The organism is Sporomusa sp., assembly GCF_035561155.1.
Lineage (GTDB): Bacteria > Bacillota > Negativicutes > Sporomusales > Sporomusaceae > Sporomusa.
The window spans coordinates 21,703-28,136 of the sequence record NZ_DATMYD010000097.1 but is presented as its reverse complement, the minus strand read 5'-3'; the positions used below and the strand labels follow the sequence as shown (position 1 = coordinate 28,136).

Sequence of the window (6,434 nt, the reverse complement as noted above, 5' to 3'; positions counted from 1 at the left end):
CCTAAGGAAATTAGGCTTTATCACCATAAGTGAAAGATATTCATTAATACACTAATTCTATTGAACCGCCGTATACCGAACGGTACGTATGGTGGTGTGAGAGGTCGCTGAGTAAATAATTACTCAGCTCCTACTCGATTAGATTTGATAAAGGAAAGTATTGCCAAAGATGCGGGAGTGACGGCGGATCTAATGGCAACTTAAGGGTGAGGAAATGCCGGCTTTGCGCAGTATCGAGCAGATTGTTCAAAGAACAGCCGAAGCGTTAAAGGAAGTATTAAAAATCGATGTCGAGGTTGTCGACACCGATATGATTCGTATTGCCAGTACTGGGCCTTGTCAGGGTCTGCTGGGACAAGTTATGGTGGAGGGATTTGTCTATCAGCATGTACTGAAGAGCCGCCGTACTGTTGTCATTGAAAACGCCGGTATGCACCCGTTGTGTGACCCATGTCCCCGGCGCGGGCAGTGTGCAGAGGATGCGGAAATGGCTGCGCCGATCATGTTAGCCGGTGAACCCGTGGGGGTAATTGGACTTGTTAGTTTTGACCCGGTGCATACTGATCGTCTAATGAAGAACCGGGATTGGATGCTGCATTTTATTGAGAAGATGGCTGAACTTATCGCCGGCGAGCTGGCTGGCCGGCAAGCGGCCAATGGATTAGCAGCGGCTGAGCTAAGATTAAATAATCTAGAAAAAGAAACTATTTTAAAAGTGTTGGCCAAAGTCAACGGCCAGTCACGAAGCAAAGAGAAGGCAGCTGAAATGTTAGGTATCAGCCGCGCGACATTATACCGCAAGCTTAAGGTATATAAAATTTGTTAGAATCAGTTCATAACCACTAGACAACAGTCTCATTATGAGATACAATCATGACAAGCAAAATACAATGTTGAGCACAGACGCTTTGCAGTCTTCTATTGAGACGCAGGGTGTTTTTTTTCTGCTCAAACCTTCCTCATAAAGGAGAAATTACATGAAAACTTTCGTTCAAAAGTCATGGATGATTCAAAGTCTGGTACTGTTTAGTGCCATTATCGGGGCATTAGCTGTAGGCGCAATATTTATCCTGTTGGCTAATTCCAACCCGCTAACTGCTTACGGGGTGATGATTAGCGGTCCTTTTTCCAGTAGTTTTGGCTTTTCCGAAACAATGGTACGCTGTACACCGCTCTTGCTGGTCGGACTGGGGATTATTGTCTCATTCCGTACCGGTATCCTGAATATCGGCGGTGAGGGGCAAATGTTGATGGGCGCTGTCACGGCTGCCGCTATCGCGCTTGCGTTACCGGATATACCTACTGTGCTGCTATTGCCGCTCGTTCTCTTAGGAGGAGCAGCGGCTGGTGGCGTATGGGGCGGGTTGGCCGGTTGGCTGAAAGCTCGGCTGGCAGTTAATGAGATACTAAGTACTGTGATGTTGAACCAGATTGCTGCGCAATTGTACCTATTTTTAATTAGGATCTTTTTAATCGATCCGCAGGAAGTGGCTTTAGGGACAGGGGTTCCGCAAACAGCGCTTTTGCCCCACACCCTGTGGTTGGAGCGGATTATTCCCGGGACCCGCCTTCACAGCGGATTTTTGTTGGCCGTAGTCCTTGCTATCCTGGTATATATTTTTTTGTGGCGCACGACGGTGGGGTACCGTATGCGGGCAGTAGGTGCAGGCCCTGACGCAGCGCGCTATGCAGGGATTAAGGTGGAACGGTATCTGGTACTGGCCATGCTGCTGGGGGGTGCTTTTGCCGGACTGGCAGGAGCCGTGGAAGTCGTAGGCGTTCATCACCGGGCACTTGAGGATATTTCGGCCGGTTATGGTTTTAGCGGGATTGTAGCAGCACTCTTTGGCCGCCTGCATCCGCTTGGCGTTATCCCTGCATCGGTCCTGTTCGGTGCTTTGATTCTGGGGGCCGATATGATGCAACGGGCCGTAGCCATCCCCTCGGCCATCGTTTTGATTATCCAGGGACTGGTTATATTGTTCATTGTTTCGGCAGATATCGTACTGCGCAAGCCTGAAGTTGTAAGTAACATTTTCAATAAATGCTCCCGCAAGGTAGTAAAGGAGGGTTAACTCAAGTGGATAATACGATGGGGCAAGGAATCATTCTCGGCATTGCAGCGACCGGTATTCGTCTGGCAACGCCGTACCTGCTGGCCGCTTTGGGTGAGATGTTCACTCAACGGTCCGGGATATATAATCTGGGGCTTGAAGGGGTCATGCTGATAGGTGCCTTTTTTGGTTTCTTTGTAACCTTAACAACGGGTAATCCCTATATCGGTCTGGTGATCGCGATGGTCGCCGGTGCCGTCATGGGTCTGATCATGGGGGTGGTCAGCATTACACTGAAGGCCGAGCAGGGAATTAGCGGCATTGGCCTATATTTACTTGGCTGGGGCATAGCCGGTTTGTTTTACCGGTTATATGTCGGCGGCATTACCACCATCAAGGGTTTGGAACCAATCAGTATTCCGGTGTTAAGCGATATCCCGGTCGTTGGACAGGCTTTTTTCTCGCACACTGTTATCGTGTACTTGGCCTTTCTGCTGGTACCGGTTTGCTGGGTGGTGCTGTTTAAGACCAATTGGGGTCTTAAGATACGTGCGGTTGGCACGACTCCGCAAGCGGCCGATACCCTGGGCGTCAGTGTTAGCGGCATTCGTTATCAATGCCTGGTTTTAGGCGGAATGATGGCTGGTTTGGCCGGGGCGGCGCTCACTGTGGGCAATACCCATATGTTCGCCGACAATATTACGGCCGGTCGTGGTTTTATTGCTGTCGCTCTGGTCTATTTCGGCCGCTGGAGCCCGTGGGGGATACTGGCGGGCTCACTCCTATTCAGTATGGCTGACTCTGTGCAGCTATGGGTGCAGGTTCTGGGGATTAATTTCCCCTATGAATTGGCGGTTATTTTACCCTATGTCGTTACCATTGTTGCCCTGGCTATGACCTACGGGCGCATCTGGGCACCGGCGGCACTTGGCCGACCCTATGATCGCGGTGCCCGGGGGTAGCATATAAAGTAGACTTAGCTTCAGGTGGGGGTTTAACCCCATCTGAAGGTTAGTCGCCCTTATCCAGGGACTTAGCCGCTCGCCTGTGCCCTTTGGGTATAACTCCCACTTGTATACCCTAAAGGGCACAGGAAAGATGGGAGTCTTAGAGCGGGTTAGTCAGCGGATAAAATTATTTAACATTTAGGAGGAAAAACAATGAATCGTATCATGAAACTGACAAAACTGTTGCTGATGGCCATCGTGGCTGTCTCATTACTGCTCGGCGGTTGTGGCGGCACCAAGCCCACGGCACCGGCGGCAGAAGCGCCAAAGGCCAAAAAAATTAAAGTTGCCTTGATTATTCCGAGCACAATTGACGATTTAGCCTGGTCTCAATCCATGTACGAAGCCTTAAAAAAGAATGACCAAATTGAACTGGCTGTAAGCGAAAGAATGGGCAAACCCGTAGATGCCAGTGCCGCTATCCGGCAATACGCGACCCAAGACTATGACATTATTATTGCTCACGGTGCTCAGTACTATGGTATTTTAAAAGAAATTACCCCGGAATTCCCCAAAATTACCTTTGCTTATGGCACAGGAGCGCAAAGCGGACCGAACATTTTCGCCTATGAGCCTCAAGCCCAGGAAGGCGCCTATCTGCTTGGTCTGATGGCCGGAAAAATGTCTAAATCCAAAACTGTAGGTATTGTAGGCCCGGTTGAAGCCGGCGATGCCATCAAATATAACAAAGGATTCCAGCAAGGGGTTGCCGCCGCAAATGCCGATGTAAAACTCCGGATTGCCTACACTGGTTCTTTCGGTGATCTGGTAAAAGCAGGCGAAATTGCTAAAACCCATTTGGACGCCGGCGCGGATATTCTGACTGGTTCTTCCCAGCAGGTACCGGGAGCTATCAAAGCTGCTGCCGCTAAACCGGGAACATACTGGTTGTCCACCGACATGGATCAAAGCAGCATCGCTCCTGAAACGGTGCTTGCCGCGCAAACCTATAACTGGGAAAAAATTGTGGGTAAAGTGATTGAACTGCGTAAAGGCGGTACAATTGGCGGTCAAACCATGGTGCTTTCTTTTGCCGATGGGACCCTGGAACTCAAATATAACCCCAAATTAGCTGACAAAATTCCGCAAGACGTAAAAGATGCTGTAGAAAAGGCTAAGAAAGACATTGCCAGCGGAGCGCTGAAAATTGACGGTTCCAAATAATAAAAAGGATGACCGGGGAGAGGTGGACACTGTGACCCAAACAATTGAACATTTGGAGATGCGGGATATAACCAAACGATTCCCGGGCGTACTCAGTAACGACAGGGTAAGTATTGAAATCCGGTCAGGTGAAGTACTGGCACTGCTGGGGGAAAACGGGGCCGGAAAAACTACGTTGATGAATATCCTGTACGGTTTATATCAGCCTGATGGCGGCGATATTTGTATCAATGGCCGGGCGCTGCAGATTGATTCCCCGCGTAAGGCCATTGATGCCGGGATTGGTATGGTTCATCAACATTTCATGTTAGTGCCCACGTTAACTGTGAGTGAGAATATTGCTTTGGGGTTGGAGTCAGGTTCAGGACCGTTTCTTGATCTTAAGTCGGTGGCTGCCAAAATTCATGAAATTGCTGCTACCTATGGTTTGGCCGTTAATCCTGACGCCTATATCTGGCAATTGAGTGTTGGCGAACAGCAGCGGGTAGAAATCGTGAAAGCGCTGTACCGGGGCGCGCAACTATTGATTCTGGATGAACCAACAGCTGTATTGACGCCGCAGGAGGCTGAAGAACTGCTGGTGCTGCTCCGGAAAATGGCGGCTCAAGGGCGCTCGGTCATTATTATCAGTCATAAATTAAGTGAAGTTATGGCGATAAGTGACCGGGTGACCGTACTGCGTGACGGTCATGTAGCTGCCACCTTGCAGACAAGAGATACTTCACCGGAACAACTGGCTTGTCTCATGGTTGGCCGGGATATGCAGGTATTTGAGCGGGATTACAGTGATTGTTCCGGTGACATAATGCTGGCTGTCCGGGATCTGGCCGTAACCGGTGATAAGGGAACACCTGCTTTGCGGGGCATATCACTCAATGTCTGTGCCGGGGAAGTTCTGGGCATTGCCGGCGTATCCGGCAATGGTCAGAAAGAATTTGCTGAAGCCGTCAGTGGGTTACGCAAGGCAGAGTCTGGCAGTATTTTTCTTGGCGACAGCAATATAACCAACCTGGAGCCACGCCGGATTATCGACCAGGGATTGGGCTATATTCCGGAGGACCGGCTGCATGTAGGGACAATTGCCTCTTTTTCCATTTGGGAAAACATGATTTTAAAAGATCACCAACTGTCGCCGTACTCCCGCTCCTGTTTCCTGCAAAACGGGGCGATCCGCTCCCGTAGTGACGAGCTGGTAAAAGAATATGGGGTAAAGACTCCGCATCTGGATGCGCCGACAGGCAGAATGTCCGGCGGCAATATCCAGCGTTTGATCCTGGCCAGGGAGATAACCCGCAGTCCCAAAGTGCTGATCGCGGCTTATCCAACCCGGGGTCTGGATATTGGAGCTACCGAGTATGTTCATACCATGCTGTTAAAAGCCAGGGAACAGGGCATGGCTGTTGTGCTGATATCAGAGGACCTGGAGGAGATTGCAAAGCTTAGTGACCGTGTGGCCGTTTTCTTTGACGGCCGCATTATGGATGTGCTCCCTGTGCAAGCCGCTGATGAACACCGGCTGGGTATGCTCATGGCTGGTATGCAGGAAGAACTGCCTGCTGCAATGTGAGTCAGGTTGCTTATAAAAAATAAGGAGCCGTGTTGAAACTTTTGTTTCAGCACGGCTCCTTTATTTTTGCTATGTAGTTTTGTTGTGTTTAAAACTTAAAGGTTGCGCCAACACCCACACCATTCTCGTTGCTGCCTGCATCAGGCATGAAAGAATGATAGTTGACATTTAAATCAACATTGCGGGTTAGATTGAAGTTGGCGCCAACTTGCAATTCTTTAAAGTTGCTGCTGCCGATAAAGGAGGCATAGCCAGCGGCATTGGGAGACAGTGGTCCGTTTAATCCGAGTCCTAAATACATTTTGGAATCAGAGCCGAAATCCCGGCTGCCGACAATGCCTCTGAGCTCGTTAGTCATCTGAAATTGACCGTAAATATCGTCGCTGCTGCCATACCGTCCACGGTCGACATCCTGATAACCTAGCGTAAAGTTATTGGTGAGCTTGTGTTCAAGATAGAACGTGTCACTGTCAACGCCAATGGCGGTTTGGCCAGTAGTCAGGTCATTGAGCGGGGCCGCAAAGGCGGAGATAGAGTTGACAAGTAGTAAAGCGGAAAGCGCGATTATAGTTTTTTTCATGGAAATCCCTCTTTTCTCACTAAATGCACAAGTGATTTTTTTCATTTTATTTAAAGTCGGCT

At 49.6% G+C, this 6,434-nt stretch carries 6 protein-coding genes; 5 read left to right on the top strand and 1 reads right to left on the bottom strand.

The window, feature by feature from the left end; translation table 11 throughout:
- Nucleotides 1-214 precede the first annotated feature (214 nt).
- The 5 genes from VN447_RS13595 to VN447_RS13575 all read left to right on the top strand — a co-directional run bounded on the left by VN447_RS13595 (nt 215) and on the right by VN447_RS13575 (nt 5,792).
- A complete protein-coding gene (locus VN447_RS13595; protein ID WP_325525883.1) occupies nt 215-826 on the top strand; it encodes a GAF domain-containing protein in 612 nt (203 codons plus the stop codon).
- Nucleotides 827-977: 151 nt separating this feature from the next.
- Nucleotides 978-2,075 (top strand): ABC transporter permease, encoded by a 1,098-nt coding sequence (locus tag VN447_RS13590; RefSeq protein WP_325525882.1) that lies wholly within the window; start codon nt 978-980, stop codon nt 2,073-2,075.
- Nucleotides 2,076-2,080: 5 nt separating this feature from the next.
- On the top strand, nt 2,081-3,016 hold the full coding sequence (locus VN447_RS13585; protein WP_325525881.1) for an ABC transporter permease: 936 nt from the start codon (nt 2,081-2,083) through the stop codon (nt 3,014-3,016).
- Between the two features lie 198 nt (nt 3,017-3,214).
- Nucleotides 3,215-4,225 carry a BMP family protein gene (locus VN447_RS13580; RefSeq protein WP_325525880.1) on the top strand — a complete coding sequence of 337 codons (1,011 nt, stop codon included), beginning with the start codon at nt 3,215-3,217 and terminating at the stop codon, nt 4,223-4,225.
- Nucleotides 4,226-4,256: 31 nt separating this feature from the next.
- Nucleotides 4,257-5,792, top strand: a complete 1,536-nt coding sequence (locus tag VN447_RS13575; protein WP_325525879.1) for an ABC transporter ATP-binding protein — start codon at nt 4,257-4,259, stop codon at nt 5,790-5,792.
- A gap of 88 nt (nt 5,793-5,880) precedes the next feature.
- Here VN447_RS13575 and VN447_RS13570 read toward each other — a convergent pair whose 3' ends face one another.
- Nucleotides 5,881-6,372 carry a hypothetical protein gene (locus tag VN447_RS13570; RefSeq protein WP_325525878.1) on the bottom strand — a complete coding sequence of 164 codons (492 nt, stop codon included), beginning with the start codon at nt 6,370-6,372 and terminating at the stop codon, nt 5,881-5,883.
- Nucleotides 6,373-6,434: the final 62 nt, after the last annotated feature.